The following is an 18,772-nucleotide window of genomic DNA, read 5'->3' as shown; positions in this document are numbered from 1 at the left end:
TTATTTAATAAAATCAATTATGAGTATAATACAAAAAAGGTTTTTTTATGACAAATATAAAATTTGGAACAGATGGTTGGCGAGCTATAGTTGGTAAAGATTTTACCGAGGAAAATGTAAGAAAGACAGCTCTTGCGATTGCGAAGTATCAAATTGATACTTTTGGCGTTGATAAGCTCTTTATCATCGGCTATGACCCAAGAAATATGGCGGATACGTTTGCAAAATATACCGCCGAAATTTTATCTGGTTTCGGATTTAATGTTTGGCTTTCGGATAAAATAGTTCCGACACCTGTAATTGCTTACGCTGCAAAACATTATAACGCCAGTGGAATTATGTTTACAGCCTCTCATAACCCTCCGGAATATCTTGGAATGAAATTTATTCCGGATTACGCAGGTCCTGCAACAGAAGAAATTACAAAAAAAATAGTTGAAAATATTGACGCAGATTTGACAAAATATAACTTTAGTCCAAAAAAATATGTGTTCAAATCGTTTGAAGACGTGTATTCAGAGCATATAAAAACATTGATAAATTTTGAAAAAATTAAATCATCAGGTCTAAAACTTAATTATGACGGGCTCTATGGGGCAGATAGCTACTTGTTTACAAAATTATTGAAAGAATATGATATCCCGTTCGAAGCTGAAAATTTAAACCACGACCCGAATTTTGGCGGAAAAATGCCTGACCCGAAAGAAAAATATTTGCTTGAATTAAAAGAAAAATGTAAAAATACTAATCTTGTTGGACTCAGCAATGACGGCGATGGTGATAGATTTGGCGTGTTTGATGAAAACGGAGTGTTTGTTACTGCAAATGAAATAATAGTTATTTTGTTGAAACATTTGGTAGAAAACAAACATTTTACAGGAAAACTTGTCAAAACTGTTGGGGCGAGTGTTATGAATGACATTGTCGCAAAAAAATTAAATATCGAAACCATTGAAACCCCCGTCGGGTTTAAATGGGTTGGAAAAGCTATGCGTGATAATGACGTTATAATCGGCGGAGAAGAATCAGGCGGCTTGAGCATAAAAGGACATATCCCAGAAAAAGATGGAATAATCGCTAATTTCTTGATTTTAGAGGCGATGGCTTATTACGGGAAGACACTCGCTGAACTTCAACAAGACTTGCATAAAAATGTTTTAAACAGCATTGATTTTATAAATACACGGATTGATATGAAGCTTGAAAATCAGTCAGAACAAGATGTTATTATCAATAAATTTAGAGATGTGAAAACGATTTTGCCACTTGATGTAATCGGCAAAAATACAATGGACGGTTTGAAATTGTATTTAAGCGACAATTTAAGCTGGATATTGATTAGAAAAAGCGGTACAGAACCGCTTTTGAGAATATATTTTGAATCCGATAGCCAAGATAAAATCGAAGCGTTGAAAAAGTCAGTAGCTCAAATCGCTGAGGACTAAAAATTGCTTTTTAAATAAAATTGCTACGCAGTTTCAGCATCGCAAAGTCTACTATCGATAGTCATGTTTAAAGCATTTTGTATCTCAAATCGGCTCCCGTGCCTCTATATTGCTAGTTTCAACTCAAAGCGAATAACTCACTTCGTTCAAACAAATTCGCTTTTTCTGCAGTTTCAACAAGCAATCTCACGATACTCCGTCGGAGATTTTCAATACAAAATACTTTAAACGCGGATAATGCCAATGAGCCTAAACCTGAAAAGGATTTATGGTAAATCACTGAGGGCTAAAAATTGTTTTTTAAATAAAATTGCTACGCAGTTTCAGCATCGCAAAGTCTACTATCGATAGTCGTCACCGTCATCGTCGCTGAAATCTTCGCAACTATAAGCATTATCTCCACCGATAATACAAGCGGAAGGTCCAAAAGGAAGTATATTCATGGCCCCGTAGGTATGTGTGTCTGTAGCATCATTATAGTTTTCTATAGAAATAATATAGCCGTCTTTCAGGTTGTCTTTTGACAGAGTAAATTCGTTAGGCTTTTTGTCCCCATTTACATCAATAAATACGCTACAAGACTGGGTGTATCCGTGTATAGAAAAAGCCATACCGTCAGCTGTATAGAATGCTATTTCTCCAGTCCACCCATCTCCCGAGTGGACAGCTTTGCTGATAGACGAGGGCATAGAGCTCACGATATTGAATCTTTTGCTGAAGAAGTTGTCATACCAATCTTTCGAATTCGCAAAAGAGTATGCATTATTACCTGTTTCAGCATATTCAAGGTTAGCCGCCTGTTGAAGCATGGAGACTGCTTTTTTCAAACCGGTTCTATATTCTTCTTTATTTGTGTTATTCAAAAGTGCCGGAATAGTCATCGCAGCAATGATTCCGATTATTACTAATGTTATCAATACTTCCGCCAAGGTGAACGCTTTTTTCATAGACTTTTTGTTTCCTTTTACTTCTGAATTTTGCATGCGTGCAATATTTTCCAATATAATAACATTAAAATTGCATGTATGCAACAAAATAACGATGAATTAAAATCTATCGGAGAACATATAAAACAATTGAGAAAAGCGAAAAAACTTACGCTTTCCGCATTGTGTTACAGAAACGGGCTTGAACCTTCAACGATAAGCCGAATTGAAAAAGGCATTGTTGAGGCGAAACTTTTTACTATTATAAAACTGGCTAAAGCACTTGAAGTTTCTGTTGATGAATTACTTCGCTATTGAAAATTTTTATCTGGGCTTAAAGCTTGATATTGCGTTGGCAGCTGTTTATTTTTTGCTTACAGCTTCTTTGAATGCGTTGAGGTCATCTATCGTGTCGATTCCGATTGAGTCATATTCAACAATTGCGGTTTTAATTTTCATACCGTAGTAGAGGGCTCTTAATTGTTCAAGGCTTTCGGTTTTTTCGATTTCGGGTTGAGCTAATGTGCCCATCTTGAACAAGGATTCTCTTTTGTATGCGTAAATTCCGATATGCTTGTAAAAATCTCCTTGGTGCTCTTTTCTTTCGAATGGCATTTTTGAACGTGAAAAATACATAGCGAAACCATTCACGTCAATTACGCATTTGACGACATTTGGGTCAGCGAGGTCATCATCTTTGCTTGATTTAGATAAAAGAGTTGCGATATCGGCATTTTTAGTTTCTTTAATTTGTTTGATTACTTCTTCGACGCATTCAGGGTTAATCATTGGTTCATCGCCTTGAAGATTAATTATGTAGTCAATTTCTTTGTGGCGTTCTGCGACTTCTTTTATTCGGTCACTGCCTGATTTGTGCTTGTCTGAGGTCATTTCTACATCAGCACCAAAAGATTGAGCTTTGTCAAAAATTTCTTGGCTGTCTGTTGCTATTATGACCATATCCGCTGATTTTACTTGCTTAGCCCGTTCCCAAACCCATTGGATAATCGGCTTGCCTTCAACCTCAATTAACGGCTTTGCGTTGAGTCTTGTTGAACTGTATCTTGCAGGTATTATAATAGCTGTCTTTGACATGATTAATCCTCTCTTTCGACGACGATTCCTATCCATTCTTTTATTTTTGACGTTTCAATTATTTTTAAATTTGCTTGTTTTACAGCTTCCAATACAACAGGCTCTTTTCCTTCAAGAATACCGCTAAGAGAGATTTTCGCTCCTTTTTTTGTAATCCTTTTGAGGTCAGGCATGATTTCTGCTAAAACGTTGTGCAAAATATTAGCCATGACGAAATCGAATTCTATATTTTGAATTTTGTCGATAGTTGCAGTTTTAAATTTAATTTTGTCTTCAATTCCGTTTTTTTGAGCGTTTTCAATAGCCGTAGGGATAACAGTTTTATCATTATCTATTGCTACGGCTGATTTTGCACCGTTTTTAATTGCACAGATTGAAAGAATGCCGGAGCCGCATCCGATGTCGGCGATGTTTGCATTTTTAGGCATATATTTTTCAGCTGCAATAACGCAATGTTGGGTCGTTGGGTGAGTTCCTGTCCCGAAAGCATTCCCAGGGTCTAATTTGACAACGGCTTCACCTGCTTTTGCATCATATTTTTCCCAAGTAGGGCAAATTACAATATTATTGGAAATTTTAGATGGGTGCCAATGTTCTTTCCATTTTTTTGACCAATCGACTATTTCTTGTTTTGTTAAAACAATATTCCAAGAGCCGAGGTCTTCATTAAAAATTTTTAATTCTTCAATTTCGTGCTTTTTCAATGCGAAAAACGATTTTAGCTCGTCTAAGTCTAATGTGTCAGCAACAATATAGGCTTTGATTATGTCATAGGTTGCTTTTACAAGCTCTAAATCTTTATAATCTTCTGTTGCTGTAACAATACCTTCGCACTCAAAATTCGATTGTATAATGTCGCATACAATATCCGAACAGATAGGATTAATATTGATGGCGACTTCCCAATATATTTTACTCATTATTGATTAAAAACGCCCATTCTTCTAAATTTATTATATCTATCGTCTTTTAGCTGTTGAGCATCCATTTCCGAAAGTTCGTTGATTGAGTTTAGAATAGCTTCTTTGAGGTTGTTAGCCATAAGCTCATGGTCATAGTGAGCACCGCCTAAAGGTTCTTTAACAATTCCATCGATGATATCGAATTTTAATAAATCTTGACCTGTTATTTTAAGTGCATTAGCAGCGTCAGGAGCTTTAGAAGCATCTCTCCAAAGGATTGAAGCACACCCCTCAGGTGAAATAACTGTATAATAAGCATATTCAAGCATTAAGACTTTGTTAGCGACGGCAAGCCCTAAAGCACCGCCGGAGCAGCCTTCACCTGTAATAACAGCAATAATCGGTACATTTAATTTTGCCATCTCTTTAAGGTTTGTTGCAATTGCAATGCCTTGACCTGTTTCTTCAGCTTTTATGCCGGGGTAAGCCCCGGGGGTGTCTATCAACGTTACGATAGGCAAGTTGAATTTATTGGCATGTTCAAATAGTCTTAAAGCTTTTCTGTAACCTTGAGGTTGAGGCATTCCGAAGTTGCACTCGAGGTTTTCTTTAGTAGTTTTACCTTTTAATGTGCCGATTAGGACAACATTTTTTCCGCCAATGTTAGCCAAACCGCCGACGATAGCTTTGTCGTCAGTTCCTTCTCTGTCGCCGTGAAGTTCGATGAAATCGTTGGTCATTTGTTTTACATAATCAAAGAAATTCGGACGATTGGAATGTCTTGATATCAAAAGTTTTTGTGACGGTTTCAAGTTAGAATAAAGTTGTTCTCTATATTCTTGGGCTTGATGTTCAAAGATTTCAATTTCTTTAGTCATATCCATTCCTGACGTTTGGCTCAATTCTTTGAGCTCATCGATTTTTGATTGTATATCGTATAACGGTTTTTCAAATTCTAAAATAGTCATAATTCCACAGAACTCCTATTTGTGAAGCTTAACGAGCTTAGATAGTGTATTTTTAAGGTCGTGACGATTAGAGATTACGTCGATTTGACCGTATTTCATAAGGTATTCGGCTGTTTGAAAATCCGCAGGCAATTTTTGGCGAATAGTTTGTTCAATAACTCGTCTTCCTGCAAAGCCGATTCTTGCACCTTGTTCAGCAACAATAATGTCACCGATTGTGCCGAAACTTGCTGTCACACCACCAAAAGTAGGTTCTGTAAGAACTGTGATATATAGTATACCGGCTTCGTTCAGTTTTGCCACTGCACAACTGGTCTTAGCCATTTGCATAAGGCTTAATGCACTTTCTTGCATTCTGGCACCGCCTGAAGCGGTAACAGCAATCATCGGAATTTTTCTTTTTAAGGCTTCTTCCATAGCGAGTGTGACTTTTTCGCCGACTACGCTACCCATAGAACCGCCCATATATTCAAAATCCATGACCGCACAGGAGATGTCTTCTCCGTCTATTTTTCCTACTCCGCAAATTACAGCTTCGTCGAGGTTGGTTTTTTGTTTTGCTTTTTTTTGTCTGTTTTTGTATGACTCAGTATCGACAAAATCCAAAGGGTCGGTTGGCTGTATATTTGTAAAAAGTTCTTCAAATGTATTTTCATCAAACAGCTGGTTAATTCTTGTTCTGGCGTTTATTCTGAAGTGGTAGCCACATTGAGGGCAAACCATCATATTTTCTTCAACTTCTTTTCTCATTAGTTGAGCGTTGCAGTTGTAGCATTTTACCCATAGGCGACCGACGCTGTCGTCGATGTGAGCATCATGCGGTCTGTGAGCTATTTGAAGTTCTTTTCTTTTTTCAAACCAATCTTTTATAGTCATTTAAGATTCCCCAATTGAATTTTTATTTATTATACATCAAATATAATTATTCAATTTATATTCCCGATTAAAATTGCCGAAGTGGATAACAAGAAGGATTACATTCTTTGAGGAGCACTTACTCCTATAAGGTCTAAAGCTGATTCTAAAACGATTGAAACAGCGTTTACAATTCCTAATCTTGCAATCATCAAATCTTTGTTTTCGACGACAAGTACTTTTGTAAGTGTATAGAATTGGTGGAAGTTAGCAGCCAATTCTTGCAAGTATTTTGTTAATAGATAAGGAGTTCTGTGTTGAGCTGCAGAAGCCACGACATGCCTGTATTCTTCAAGTTTAAGGATTAATTTTTTAGTACTTTCGACGGATTTTTCATCTTGTTCAGCCCAGATTACGGATAGGTCAGATTCTTTGATGTTATTTAATTTTTCATCAAGTTCAGATTTTAGAATTACGGGATTTATTTTTTCGCCTGATTCGGTATCAATTTTTTCGTTTACGGCGTTACGTACGATAGAGCAAGCTCTTGCGTGAGCGTATTGTACGTAGAAAACAGGGTTGTCATCACTTTTTGATTTAGCGAGTTCAACGTCAAAATCGAGAGTGGTGTCGATGCTTCTCATAATCATCCAAAATCTTGTGCCGTCGACGCCGACGTCGTGGATAAGGTCATCGAGGGTAATCATTTTTGTTCTTTTGCCCATTCTGACTTGTTCGCCTTTTATTACAAGATTTACGAGTTGTCCTAATAATACCTCGAGTGAATTTGGGTTGTAGCCCAAAGATTCAATTGAGGCACGCATTCTGGGGACGTAGCCGTGGTGGTCTGCTCCCCAAATATTAATAAGTTTTTGGAAGCCTCTTTGTAATTTATTGTAGTGGTAGGCGATATCGGCTGTTAAATAAGTATAAGCACCATCAGTTTTTTTAATTACTCTATCTTGGTCGTCGCCGTATTTAGTTGACTTAAACCAAACAGCACCTTCTTTTTCGTATAGCATATCGAGCCCTTGAAGCTTGTCTATGCAGGCTTGAACTTGTCCTGACTCGTGGAGTGTAATCTCACTGAAAAAGTTGTCAAAGTGGGTGTTAAAGCCTTCTAGGAGCTTTTTTTGGAGTGATAGCATTTTTAGTCTTGCGTATTTTGAAATTTTCGCAAGATTTTCAGCAGACAATTCATTTTCTGATTTTAATTCGTCTGCAAAATCTTTATTTTCGGACACAAATTCTTTAGCAAGCGGAATCAAATAATCCCCTGTATAGAAGTTTTTAGCTTCTTCTTCATCTTGAGGGAAGTCTGTTTTTACGCCGAGTTCTTGTAATATTCTTATGTGGAGCGATTTGCCGAGTTTTTGAATTTGGCTTCCTGCATCATTAATATAAAATTCTTGATAGACGTCGTAGCCTGAATATTTCATTATATTTGCTAAAGCACTTCCCATCGCAGCCCATCTTCCGTGTCCAATGTGGAAGGGACCTGTAGGATTTGCACTGACATATTCAATCATAACTTTTTCGTTTTTGCCGAGATTGTTTTTAGCGAAGTCTTTTTTTTGTGTTAAAACTTCTTTTAAAATATTGTCGAGAATTGTATTTCCAAGTTTGAAATTAATAAATCCTGAAACGATATTTATGTCAAAATTTTCTTTTTCAATATAATCGGCAATAACGGCAGCTATTTGAGGGGGAGCCATTTTTGCAAAGCGAGCAAGTGATGATACATTAACAGCGAAATCCCCGAATTGTGTATTTTTAGGTGTTTCAATCGGCAAACTATAGTTGTTATTTGCCTCCATTTGACCGAGTTTGTTATCTTTTAGTGCTAGATTTATAGCGTTTTCAACTTTTTTTGAAAAATAATCTTTTAACATCATTGTGCCTTTAATTTGTATAAGTCTTGTGGCTTTTATAATACCAAAAAAATACTCATACAAATAGAGCAAAAAGAAATTTATTATTATGATATAATATATAATTATAAAATTGAAAGGAATATCTAAAATGAAAAAGGCATTTACATTAGCCGAGGTGCTTATTACTCTCGTTATTATCGGTGTTATTGCGGCTATGACTATCCCCGCTCTTTTGAATAGCACAAATAATGAAGAGAAAAAAACTGCTTTGAAAAAATCAATTTCAATAATGGCTCAAGCAGTTCAACAAGAATACGCATTGAGTGGCAAGTCAATAGAAGATTTTTCTTCTGTAAACGATTTAGTAAACAATTTTTTTAAAGAAAGATGTAATGTAATAGCGATGGGGACTGGAGCTTCTTCTTCTAATCTTTTCTCTGCTCCTGCTTTTGCAGAATTGGTTGTTGATGATTATTATTACACAGCTGATGGAATAGGTTATTCTTTTAGGGCGGGTAATATAGGCGATTGTCCTTATTCAGGTTCTATTAATGACGATCCTTGTTTTATTGTGACCGTTGATGTTAATGGTGAAAAAGGTCCAAATCAAACAACAAATAATGTTGATAGTCCAAAAGATAGGTTCGAGTATTTGTTATTATATAGAGATGCAGTTGTCCCTGCTATGGAATTAGCTGAGTTCTTAGGATATAAACAAGCTACCGGCGGTGCAACCTAATAAGTTGTTATAAAATTTAATATAAAAATCAAAAAAAAAGGCACTTTAAATAAGGTGCCTTCTTAAATAACAAACAACAAAGGAGGATTTTTGGAAATTTTTTTTACAGATTAACTTTAATTTTTACCTGAAGTAGAAAGAAACATTTCTTTCATAAATCTGCAATATTCTTCAACATCTTCTTTAAAGTTATCGATGTCATTAACTAATTCTCTGATTTCAATAACTATTTTATTATCGTTAATATCGTTGTTATGCATTTAGTAGCTCCTTAAGCACATATCCCTTACTTTATATCCTTCGTCTCATTTAATGATGAACTTAAGGTTTGGCAAGCTTATTTTTACAAAACTTTACTTTGGAATATTTTTTATAAGAGAAAACTACAAAATAAAAGCCCCTCAAATTCTTGAGGAGCTTCATTTTTAGCTTGTAAATTTAATGTTTAACGCATTGCTTTTGTTGGTTAGCAATCATTTGTAATAAAAGTTGTTGACCTTTTATCAGTTGGGAATCGTGCTTTGTTTTGACATCGTTATCTGTTATTTCAACTTTTACATCAGGTTCAATACCTTTTTTGTTGATATCAGTGCCATTTGGTGTCAAATATTTTTGGATAGTAATGTTGACGCCGGAGCCACCAGGGAGTTTGTTGATTTCTTGAACAAGGCCTTTTCCGAAAGATTTGTCACCGACTAAAAGAGCTCTTTGATTGTCTTTTAAGGCACCTGAGAAAATCTCACTGGCTGAAGCACTTCCTCCGTTGATAAGAATAACCATAGGTTTATCAGATAAATATTTACGAGTAGCTCGAGATGTTTCTTTGTAGCCGTCACGGTCAACTGTGCTGACGATAACGCCACCATTTAAAAACATGTCTGATAACAATATTGCGTTTGACAAAAGCCCACCGGGGTTTGAACGGAGGTCAATGATGTAGCCTTGTTTTGTAGAATTTTGTTCTAAGGCTGTAATAAATTCAGTCGAAGCGTTTTTGCTTAAAAAAGAACTTAATCTTATGTATCCGATTTTGTCTTCGAGTTTTGTATTTTCAGGCAATTTAGTCGAAACTGATTTTATTTCAATTTCAGCTCTTGTTATTGTGTATTGTTTGTTCGGTTGGTTTTTACGTTTAATCAATAGATTTACGGTAGTACCTTCTTCGCCTCTTATTTTGTCGGCAGCCTTATCAACAGTTATGCCTTTAGTTGATTCACCGTTAATTTCCAAAATTTCATCTTCCGCCTTTAATCCCGCACGTTCTCCGGGGGTATCTTCAATTGGGGCGATAATCAATAATTTACCGTCACGAACACCGATTTGAACGCCGATTCCTTTTAGTGAACCTTTTATCGAACTTGTTTCTTCTTCAAATTCTTTAGGGTTTAAAAATTTTGTATAAGGGTCGTTGAGGCTTGCGAGCATTGTGTCTATAGCCACATAAGCATCTTCGTCTGTTTTTATATAATTGTCATATTTTCCTCGCCACTTGTTCCAGTTTTGTTGGTTGTTTGTAGGGTCAACATATTTTACGTTAATCAGTTTCCAAACTTGGTCATAAAGCTGTGTTGGAGCAAAGGCATCGCTTGAGTTTCCGAAGAAAGTCAATAAAACCAAAAATACTGCTACAAATGATACAATCCCATATTTTTTAAGAAAATTTTTCAAAATAATATCCTTTATTATTACTTTGCCACGAAAGACAAAATCTCTCACCCATCATTATAATATAAAATCTTAGAATTTATTCAATCCTCTTGTTGGTGATTTGAAAAGCCGAAATTTTTCTTCATAATCTTGAATATGTCGCTGTTTTTTTGTTAATATATTTGTTACTTGAGCTTAGGTGATATTATGCACAATTATTATTTCAAAATAAAAAAGAATGATACAGAACTTGAATTTTCTACAGATAGCTTGGCTGATTTTGACGAAACTGTCTTAAATTGGGTAGAAAATATTTGTAAACCTTCAAAAAACGTGTCAGATGAAAATTCTGAAGATGCTCCTAAAAGAATGGGTTTTATTGATATTAAAAAACTTGTTACCTTGAAACAAATCGCTAAAAATATTGAGCAAGAAACAGAAACCGTTTCCCCTCCTGATTTTGAGGCTGTTTTGCAAGAATCAATTGAAAAACCCAAGATTGATTTAGACAATATTGCTCAAGAGGAAAACGAGCTTCAAAACATGATAAATGAAAAAAAACCGGATTCACCTTTGAAAGTTTTGATATTGACAGTATTTTTCATGATTCATTTAGAAAATTTTGAACGATTTACCATTAAACAGGTCAATAGCCGTTTGGTGCCAATCGGAGAGGCTCCTATTGCTCATTCAGCCTTTGAAGATGCGATAAATTCGGATTTTATCTCAATAGTGCCGGATTTGACAGGACTTGGCGATGTTACAGAATACACACTAACTCAAAAAGGAGAGGAATTCTTTTATAATGAGCTCTAAGGGAAAAGTCGCAGTTGCTCTAAGTGGGGGGCTTGATAGTTCTGTTACTGCTTTGCTGTTGCAGAAAGATGGCTATGAAGTCGTTGGAATAACAGCGAAAATGGTTTGTGATGAAAATTTTGACGAGGTTGTTAAAAATGCCAAAAATGTCGCAGATACATTGGGAATTGAGCATTTTGTTCTCGATTTGAGTAAAGAATTTAAAGAAAATGTCATAGATTATTTCGAAAATTCTTATAAAAATGCCGAGACACCAAACCCTTGCATTGTCTGCAATAAAGCGATTAAATGGGGTGCCCTTTTGGACTATTCAATAAATGAGCTTCATGTCGATTTTATGGCTACAGGTCATTATGCCAAATTAAAAAATGAGGACGGAAAATATCTACTTTACCCCGCTCAAGATATAAAGAAAGACCAACTTTATTATTTGTTTGATTTATCACAAGAGCAACTCTCAAGGACTATGTTTCCTTTGAGTGCTTTTTTGAAAAATCAAGTACGTGTTTTAGCCTTTGAAAACGGACTTCCCACAGCATCTGCTAAAGAAAGCCAAGACATTTGTTTTATAAAAAAACCAATGTCTGTAAAAAAATACATTTTGAATATAACAGAACCCTTAAAAGGCGATTTTGTGCTCGAAAAAACAGGCGAAAAAATTGGCGAACATGAAGGCTTTTATCAGTACACAGTCGGGCAAAGAAAGGGTATCGGAATAGCATATTCAGAGCCTTTATATGTTACTAACCTTGATGCTGAAAAAAATATTGTGTATCTCGGAACCAATAATGATTTGTGTTGTCACAAAGTGTTATTAGAAAGATTTAATTGGCATGATGATAGTCACTGCGTGCCATTTGAGGCTATGGTAAAAATCAGATATAATATGGACGCTCAAAAAGCTCTCGTTACAAGAAAAAATGAATGTGTCGAAATTACTTTCTTTGAAGGGCTTTCAGCTTCAGCTAAAGGTCAAGCCGGTGTCGTATATGACATGAAAGACGGTCATTTAATCGGTGGCGGTTGGATAAAAGAAATACTTTAATCTAACGGTTTTGTCAAAAAATTCTCTTTTTGTTCAAATTTTATTTTTGTATCAAAAAGCGTGTTGATATAATAATTGGGGTTGTTAGTTGGTAAAATATATTTATTTTTTGCTTTTGATTTTTTGATGAAAATTGAGAAACTGCCGTCATCAAAAATTTCTTGCCAATCTTTTAATTCTTTTAGTTTTTTATATATTTTATAGTTTTTTTCAATGATAATAATATCTGTGGGGTAATCTTTAATTACGCTGTCCCAGTTTTTTCTGACGAGGTGAAAGTTCTTCATTGTTTTGATTAAATTAGGGTCGTAAACCTCCTCATAACGCCCATCCATAAAGATTTTGTTTTGAGGGTATAATTTGTAAGCCGCAAAACTCGCGTATTCAAAGTTTATAAAGAGATTCCCCTTTAAACCATTGACACGTATGAATTCAACAGGATATGCAGGATATTTGAAGCCAAAAAACTGCACGTTTTTGTCAACTGAAATTATACGGAACACTGAAAAGCCAATAACGGCAATGGGTATCAGAATAGTTGTCATAACTTTTTTTATTTTTTCAAAATTTTTAAATTTTAGGAAGAAAAATATTTCATCATAGAATAAAGAAGATGTGACAATTACAAAAAACGGAATCATTTTTACATGTTCTACAGCGATTATTAAAGTAGAAAAGAATAAAATGAATTTTGTTTTATCGATTTTTTTATAGTCAAATCCTGTTTTTTTGAAATAAACGGCAATCGCAATAAACATGTATATTATGTAGAATTTAAAAAGAAAATAGCTTGCACTGTTTGCCCAATGAAAAGGGCTTAACCATTCGGTAATAAATGGGCGTTTCATAGTTACTGCGGTTAGTAAAAAACTTACATATTTATAACCGTATGGATTTATAAATAGAGCAAAAGTGCTCAAAATCAGTGCTACAAAATAGTCTTTACAAGGCTTTTTGTTTAAAAATTCACCTATTCCGTAAATTGCAAGAAGTCCAAGTCCGCATACACAGCCACCGTGGATATTTGACCAAAAAATCATTATAAATGGGAGGTAAAAAATCCATTTTTTTTGACCGTTTCTGACTTTTTCAAGCAAGTATAGCCAAATTGCGAAAAATAAGAAAGTGAACATATGACATCTTATCGTTGCTGCATATACGTCATAGGCTATCAATATTGAAAGTAGATAAAACATAATATTTTGAGCTGAGATATATTCAGGTTTTCTGATTTTGATGATTTTGTATGTGAAAAAGCTTATTCCGAAAATCATAAGCCCTTTCAAAACAGTCAGCCCAACCTGTCCAAAAAGTTTGAATACGGTTGTAAAAATTAAGCTTGCACCCCATTCATGGTCATACCAAATGTGGGTTGGCGTATAAGAATAAAAGTCAAATTTAGCAATAGAAAGGCTTTCTAAAATATGATTGCCAACGATTAGGCGAGCCCAGATATCATAATCAGGTTTGTTGTTAATAAAGCTTAATGCGACGCAAAATAATAATAACGCCGTCAAAAATATATATGTATTTATTGCTTCTTTTTTCATTTTTAATTCTCATGCTAAGATAGTCTATTATAGGATAACATAATGGGGATTTATAATGAAAATAATATCTGAAAATATACATATTATCTCAAAAAGTATAAAAGAAGCTGTACTTGTCCGTGATGAGGCTTTTATAAGGTCAATTGTCCAAAGACAAATTGACACAAATCCTGATTTTATTGACTTAAATATAGGACCTGCAAAAAAAGCTTTTTCGGGCACCATGACTTGGCTCGTGAATATAGTTCGCTCTATGAGTGAGGTTCCTCTTTCATTCGATTCTACAAATCAGGAAGAAATTCGTGCAGGGTTGTCTTTGGTTAAAAATCCTTCAGCTTGCATTATAAACAGCACAAGTGCTGATGAGCAGAGGCTGGAGGCGGTTACGTCTTTAGCGAAAGAATTTGATTCTAATATTATAGCTTTGACTTTGAATAATGAGATAGGTATTCCCAAAATGGCTGATGAGCGTTTGGAGCTTGCGTTTAGCATTATTGAAAAAACTTCTGAAAAAGAAATTGATAATTCAAAAATATTTTTTGACCCGCTCATTTTGCCGATAGCTGTTGACCAATCTCAAGCAGGGCAAGCCTTAGACGCTATCAGAATGTTTAAGGAAAGTTTTGACCCTCCTGTTTTGACGACAATCGGACTTTCAAATGTTTCTAACGGTTGCCCGAAAGAGCTTCGCCCATTGATAAACAGAGTTTTCTTTGTTTTGGCGTCAGGCTGCGGTTTGGATAGTGCGATAGTTGATTCTTTCGATTTTGAGCTTTTGAGGCTGAACAAGGTCCTTGAAACAGGTATTTGTGAAAAATCTTACGACAAATTTATTATTGATTTATTTCAAATGCAGCGTGATTTTGGAGATTTATCAGATTTGAGTTTTGACAAAGATGATGTTGAGGCAAAAAATATACATAAAACTGCAGAAATACTTTTGAATAAAAAAATATATTCAAACAGTTATTTGGAAATATAATAAAAAAGACTTCTCTCTTTGAGAAGTCTTTTTTGTCTATATCCAACTTAAAATCTTAGCATGAAAAAGTCATCAAGGCTCTTACAGAGCGTGCTGTATCTTTAACTTCTTTATCTGAGTGTTGCTCAATTGTATCATCCAAGATTTTTATTGCTTCAGTTTTATCTTCTAAAGCCAAAAGCTCGTTTATAGCGGTCATTGCTACTCTTGCACTCAAGTCGTTTACACCTTTCCCTTTTGCCAAAAGCATAATTTTTAATGAGTCGTGAGAGTTTCTATTTATAAGTGCTTTTGCTGTCCATTCTCTGATTTCGTCATCAGCACAATTTGTACCGATTTCATCTAAGACAGCAACGGCTTGTGAGTCTTGATGTGCACCTAGTGCATCTATAAGATTTTTGATTTTGTCTTTTCTTTCCATTATGAATTCTCCTACGCTAATTCAGCTTTTAACATTGTACCGAGTTCTTCAACGGGGCGTTTTACAAGATTTTTAACTTTAAATTGGCTATCAGGGAAAATTCTGTTTTTCAAAGTTGTTTTAAAAGCATTAAAATCAACAGAGATTTCTGTGTTTACTATTTTGTCAAAAGTTGAGAATACATTAGTTTTGATTTTTTTACCAAAAGAAACTATGGCATTCATTCTTGATTGAAAAGCGTTGTTGAAGTTGTTTATACCACCTACAATAGCACTTGCGAAAAGTTTTCCTTTGTTAGAAATCTTTTTTGCAATATTCGGAGTTGCACCTTCAAAAACATCTGCTTGAATTACGTTTCCTTTAAAGCTTACGCCAAATGGATTTGTGCTGAAATTTTTTGTTTCATCAGCTTTAGGAGCTATTTTTTGCCCCAAGTTAAGGTTGATTTTTGATATGTTCATAACCTATTCCTTTTTTAATTTAGTTGATATCTCTATCACAAGGTAACACAAGCATTTCGATTGTATATCATCTTTTTATAGGAAATAGGATAAAAATTTTACAACTTTAGTTATAGACATTTTCTTCTTCTTAATCATTACAAGCTTGCTAATTATATGTTTAGATATTAAAATGAGGTCAAACATTTAGCTGATTTGTCTAGTCGGGTGTTGAATAGATTTAATCAGCTGTTTTAAACAAAATCAGGCAGAGGAGTCAACATGTCTAAAACAAGAAAAATTTCGATTATATTGCTCGCAGTGATTGGGTTTATTACCACAATAAAATTGGCTTTGATATATTTTGATGCAAATTTTAATCCTTATTCTTTGGGCAGTTTTTGCTCTATAAATAATATTATCGACTGCGATTCTGTCGCAAAGACAACTTTTTCTCAATTTTTAGGAATTCCGCTTGCTTTATGGGGAATGCTTCTTTATGTGTTCGTCCTTTTTATGACTTGCGTGAACAAGCTAAAAGATTTTAAATATTTGAAGTTTTTGGAGGTTTTTAAACATCCTTATTCTTATATATTTTCGATTTCAGTTTTGTCCTTTTCTATCTCTATGATTTTAGCTTGTGTTCAATTCTTTATGATTGAAAAAATTTGTATATTATGCTTTTTTACATACATTTTGGATTTTGCTATAGCGTTGATTTCTCGAAATAGGGAAGAAAACGTTTTTTATGATATAAAAACGAGTTTTGTTGATTTCATAGAAGCTGTTAAGATTAAAAAGTACGCAATTGCTTTTTCAGCGTGCGTTCTCGTGGCGATTGCTTTTTTGACATTTACTTCAATGAGCTATATTTTTACTCCTCAGGTCAAAAAATATAATTCTTTTCAATCTTTTAAAAAAATGAAGAAAAATCCGTATATGGTTTCAGGTAATGAGCTTGGTGACCCAAATTCAAAAATAGTAATAAAAGAGTTTATGGACTATAATTGTCCGTCTTGCTATATCTCCAATTTGATGCTACATCGTGCAGTTTCAGAGCTCGACGGCGTTAAAATAATTCAATACAATCTTCCGCTAGACGCTACTTGTAATCCTTATGTACCTCGCACTATCCATGAAAATTCTTGCATGTTGGCTAAGTACGCTATTGCGGCTAAAAAACAAAATAAATTCTTAGAGATGAATGAGATTTTGTTTGAAAATACTCCTGAAACCGAAGATGAAATAATGAAACTCGCTGCAAAGGCTAATATTGATGCTCCACAACTCTTTGAAGATGCAAATAGCAAAGAAGTCGCAAAGCAACTTAGAGCAGATATTGATTTGGCTGATGAAGAAAGTATTGAAGGGACTCCTTCTGTTTTAATCAATATGGAAAAACATATCGGCTTAATCCCATATTATGAACTAAAAGATAAGTTAATAAAAATGGGTGCCAAAGAAAGAAAATAAAGTATGAAAAAAATATTGCTCCATGCCTGTTGTGCCACTTGTGCGGGGTATTGCATTGAAAAATTAAAATCAATGGATTATGAGCCTGTTTTGTATTTTTATAATCCGAATATTTTTCCGCCCGACGAGTTTATGAAACGATATAGAGAGCTTGAAAAATACTGTGAAAAAATGGGCTTAGAACTCTTAATCGATAAACAAGACGCATCTGTTTGGTACGATTACATTGCTGGTTTAGAAGATGAGCCCGAGAAAGGCAAAAGATGTACCCGTTGTTTTGAGCTCAGGTTGTTTCAAACCGCTGCTAAAGCTATCAAACTCAATATTGACACTTTTACAACTACTTTGACTGTCAGTCCGCATAAAAATTCTAAACAAATTTTTGGGGTTGGAAAAGGTATTGCCGAAAAATTTGATTTGAATTTCTTAGAAGAAGATTTCAAAAAACAAAACGGCTTTTTAAAAACAATGGAAATCTCTAAAAAAGAGGGTTTCTACAGGCAAAATTATTGCGGGTGCGAGTATAGTATATTTAAGGAAAATTGATGCACGATATTATTGAAAAAGCTATAGAGTTCCATAATCTTGATTTCGGCGAAATAACAACTTTGCTCAAAAATTCCGGCTCGGATAAAGATTTATTTGAGGCTGCAAATGCTGTTAGGCAAAAATTTGTTGGAGATGAAGTTCATTTAAGAGGATTGATAGAATTTTCCAATATTTGTGCTTGTAATTGCAAATATTGTGGTTTAAGACGCGATAATTCTGATATCGAAAGATATAACTTATCTTTTGATGAAATATACTCTTTTGCCTTACATGCCTCAAATCAAGGCTACAAGACAGTTGTCCTTCAATCAGGAGAGAATTCGTCTTATGATATCGATTTGTTTTGTGAATTGATTTCAAAAATTAAAAAATTGAATATCGCAATAACGTTGAGTATTGGCGAAAAATCTTTCGAGGTATATAAAGCTCTAAAAGAAGCAGGTGCAGATAGATATCTTTTAAGAATAGAAACAACAGACGATGTTTTATACAAAAAAATGCACCCGAATATGAGTTTAGAAAATAGAAAAAATTGCCTTTTGAATATAAAAAAACTGGGCTATGAGGTCGGCTCAGGCTGCCTTGTCGGACTTCCTGCTCAATCAATCGAGTCTTTAGCTGGTGATATCTTGTATTTTAAAGCCCTTGACGCTGATATGATTGGGATAGGACCTTTTATCCCTAATCCAAATACCCCTTTGGTAAATGAAGCAACCGGGAGTTTTGTGTTGGCTTTAAAAGTTATGGCTATAACCAGATTGCTTTTGCCGAATATAAATATTCCGGCGACGACTGCTATGGAAACATTGAACAAAAACGGAAGAATTATTGCCTTACAAAGTGGTGCAAATGTCGTTATGCCAAACGTAACAGAGGGTGACTATCGCAAAAAATATGAAATTTACCCCGGCAAAATTTGCGTAAATGATACTCCCGACAAGTGTAGAAATTGTATTACGGCAAAAATTGAGTCAATTGGTCGCACCGTGTCTTCAAAATTCGGGCAAAGCTTGAATTATAAATTCTGATTTTCTGAATTGTAAAA

At 34.7% G+C, this 18,772-nt stretch carries 20 protein-coding genes; 9 read left to right on the top strand and 11 right to left on the bottom strand.

The window, feature by feature from the left end; all coding sequences use genetic code 11:
* Nucleotides 1-47: 47 nt before the first annotated feature.
* Complete coding sequence (locus tag PHV37_08135) at nucleotides 48-1,445, top strand: hypothetical protein (GenBank protein ID MDD3238047.1); 1,398 nt, start codon at nucleotides 48-50, stop codon at nucleotides 1,443-1,445.
* Between the two features lie 341 nt (nucleotides 1,446-1,786).
* Here the strand turns inward: PHV37_08135 and PHV37_08130 are convergent, their stop codons facing one another.
* Nucleotides 1,787-2,428, bottom strand: a complete 642-nt coding sequence (locus PHV37_08130; protein MDD3238046.1) for a type II secretion system protein — start codon at nucleotides 2,426-2,428, stop codon at nucleotides 1,787-1,789.
* 42 nt (nucleotides 2,429-2,470) lie between these two features.
* Between PHV37_08130 and PHV37_08125 the strand changes: the two genes are divergently transcribed.
* On the top strand, nucleotides 2,471-2,689 hold the full coding sequence (locus PHV37_08125; GenBank protein MDD3238045.1) for a helix-turn-helix transcriptional regulator: 219 nt from the start codon (nucleotides 2,471-2,473) through the stop codon (nucleotides 2,687-2,689).
* Between the two features lie 45 nt (nucleotides 2,690-2,734).
* On the opposite strand, the gene kdsB is transcribed toward PHV37_08125, so the two are convergent.
* From kdsB to argS, 5 genes are all read right to left on the bottom strand, one after another.
* Entirely contained in the window at nucleotides 2,735-3,466 is a 732-nt protein-coding gene (gene kdsB / locus PHV37_08120) for a 3-deoxy-manno-octulosonate cytidylyltransferase (protein MDD3238044.1), read from the bottom strand.
* Nucleotides 3,467-3,468: 2 nt separating this feature from the next.
* On the bottom strand, nucleotides 3,469-4,386 hold the full coding sequence (prmA, locus tag PHV37_08115; protein ID MDD3238043.1) for a 50S ribosomal protein L11 methyltransferase: 918 nt from the start codon (nucleotides 4,384-4,386) through the stop codon (nucleotides 3,469-3,471).
* Entirely contained in the window at nucleotides 4,386-5,336 is a 951-nt protein-coding gene (locus tag PHV37_08110; GenBank protein ID MDD3238042.1) for an acetyl-CoA carboxylase carboxyltransferase subunit alpha, read from the bottom strand. Before PHV37_08110 ends, prmA begins: the two co-directional genes overlap by 1 nt.
* 15 nt (nucleotides 5,337-5,351) lie before the next feature.
* Complete coding sequence (accD, locus tag PHV37_08105) at nucleotides 5,352-6,212, bottom strand: acetyl-CoA carboxylase, carboxyltransferase subunit beta (protein ID MDD3238041.1); 861 nt, start codon at nucleotides 6,210-6,212, stop codon at nucleotides 5,352-5,354.
* A 98-nt stretch (nucleotides 6,213-6,310) separates the two neighbouring features.
* The gene (gene argS / locus PHV37_08100; GenBank protein MDD3238040.1) at nucleotides 6,311-8,086 is read right to left on the bottom strand and encodes an arginine--tRNA ligase; all 1,776 of its coding nucleotides are present in this window, start codon (nucleotides 8,084-8,086) and stop codon (nucleotides 6,311-6,313) included.
* 127 nt (nucleotides 8,087-8,213) lie between these two features.
* On the opposite strand from argS, the gene PHV37_08095 reads away from it, so the two are divergent.
* Nucleotides 8,214-8,804, top strand: a complete 591-nt coding sequence (locus PHV37_08095; protein MDD3238039.1) for a type II secretion system protein — start codon at nucleotides 8,214-8,216, stop codon at nucleotides 8,802-8,804.
* 116 nt (nucleotides 8,805-8,920) lie between these two features.
* Here PHV37_08095 and PHV37_08090 read toward each other — a convergent pair whose 3' ends face one another.
* Together PHV37_08090 and PHV37_08085 are read right to left on the bottom strand one after the other, a co-directional pair.
* Nucleotides 8,921-9,064, bottom strand: a complete 144-nt coding sequence (locus PHV37_08090; GenBank protein MDD3238038.1) for a hypothetical protein — start codon at nucleotides 9,062-9,064, stop codon at nucleotides 8,921-8,923.
* Nucleotides 9,065-9,242: 178 nt separating this feature from the next.
* Complete coding sequence (locus tag PHV37_08085) at nucleotides 9,243-10,472, bottom strand: S41 family peptidase (GenBank protein ID MDD3238037.1); 1,230 nt, start codon at nucleotides 10,470-10,472, stop codon at nucleotides 9,243-9,245.
* A gap of 186 nt (nucleotides 10,473-10,658) precedes the next feature.
* Between PHV37_08085 and PHV37_08080 the strand changes: the two genes are divergently transcribed.
* On the top strand, nucleotides 10,659-11,267 hold the full coding sequence (locus PHV37_08080) for a hypothetical protein (GenBank protein ID MDD3238036.1): 609 nt from the start codon (nucleotides 10,659-10,661) through the stop codon (nucleotides 11,265-11,267).
* Nucleotides 11,257-12,312, top strand: a complete 1,056-nt coding sequence (mnmA, locus tag PHV37_08075; protein MDD3238035.1) for a tRNA 2-thiouridine(34) synthase MnmA — start codon at nucleotides 11,257-11,259, stop codon at nucleotides 12,310-12,312. The genes PHV37_08080 and mnmA overlap by 11 nt, the downstream gene beginning before the upstream one ends.
* Here the strand turns inward: mnmA and PHV37_08070 are convergent.
* Nucleotides 12,309-13,862: a hypothetical protein gene (locus tag PHV37_08070; protein MDD3238034.1), complete on the bottom strand. Its 1,554-nt coding sequence runs from the start codon at nucleotides 13,860-13,862 to the stop codon at nucleotides 12,309-12,311. The genes mnmA and PHV37_08070 overlap by 4 nt on opposite strands.
* A gap of 55 nt (nucleotides 13,863-13,917) precedes the next feature.
* Between PHV37_08070 and PHV37_08065 the strand changes: the two genes are divergently transcribed.
* Nucleotides 13,918-14,844, top strand: coding sequence for a dihydropteroate synthase (locus PHV37_08065; GenBank protein MDD3238033.1), 927 nt, complete (start codon nucleotides 13,918-13,920; stop codon nucleotides 14,842-14,844).
* Between the two features lie 55 nt (nucleotides 14,845-14,899).
* Here the strand turns inward: PHV37_08065 and PHV37_08060 are convergent, their stop codons facing one another.
* Both PHV37_08060 and PHV37_08055 read right to left on the bottom strand, forming a co-directional pair.
* On the bottom strand, nucleotides 14,900-15,265 hold the full coding sequence (locus tag PHV37_08060; protein MDD3238032.1) for a hypothetical protein: 366 nt from the start codon (nucleotides 15,263-15,265) through the stop codon (nucleotides 14,900-14,902).
* Between the two features lie 11 nt (nucleotides 15,266-15,276).
* Nucleotides 15,277-15,726: a hypothetical protein gene (locus PHV37_08055; protein ID MDD3238031.1), complete on the bottom strand. Its 450-nt coding sequence runs from the start codon at nucleotides 15,724-15,726 to the stop codon at nucleotides 15,277-15,279.
* Between the two features lie 261 nt (nucleotides 15,727-15,987).
* On the opposite strand from PHV37_08055, the gene PHV37_08050 reads away from it, so the two are divergent.
* From PHV37_08050 to hydE, 3 genes are read left to right on the top strand one after another with little or no spacing between them, the layout of a single operon-like run.
* Nucleotides 15,988-17,178, top strand: coding sequence for a vitamin K epoxide reductase family protein (locus PHV37_08050; protein ID MDD3238030.1), 1,191 nt, complete (start codon nucleotides 15,988-15,990; stop codon nucleotides 17,176-17,178).
* A 3-nt stretch (nucleotides 17,179-17,181) separates the two neighbouring features.
* On the top strand, nucleotides 17,182-17,724 hold the full coding sequence (locus tag PHV37_08045) for an epoxyqueuosine reductase QueH (GenBank protein ID MDD3238029.1): 543 nt from the start codon (nucleotides 17,182-17,184) through the stop codon (nucleotides 17,722-17,724).
* Nucleotides 17,724-18,755, top strand: coding sequence for a [FeFe] hydrogenase H-cluster radical SAM maturase HydE (hydE, locus tag PHV37_08040; protein MDD3238028.1), 1,032 nt, complete (start codon nucleotides 17,724-17,726; stop codon nucleotides 18,753-18,755). Before PHV37_08045 ends, hydE begins: the two co-directional genes overlap by 1 nt.
* The last annotated feature ends 17 nt before the right edge of the window (nucleotides 18,756-18,772 follow it).

Source organism: Candidatus Gastranaerophilales bacterium, assembly GCA_028693235.1.
Classification (GTDB): domain Bacteria; phylum Cyanobacteriota; class Vampirovibrionia; order Gastranaerophilales; family Gastranaerophilaceae; genus JAQUVW01.
Note: the sequence above shows the minus strand (reverse complement) of the source record. Positions and strands in the feature narration are given on the sequence as shown.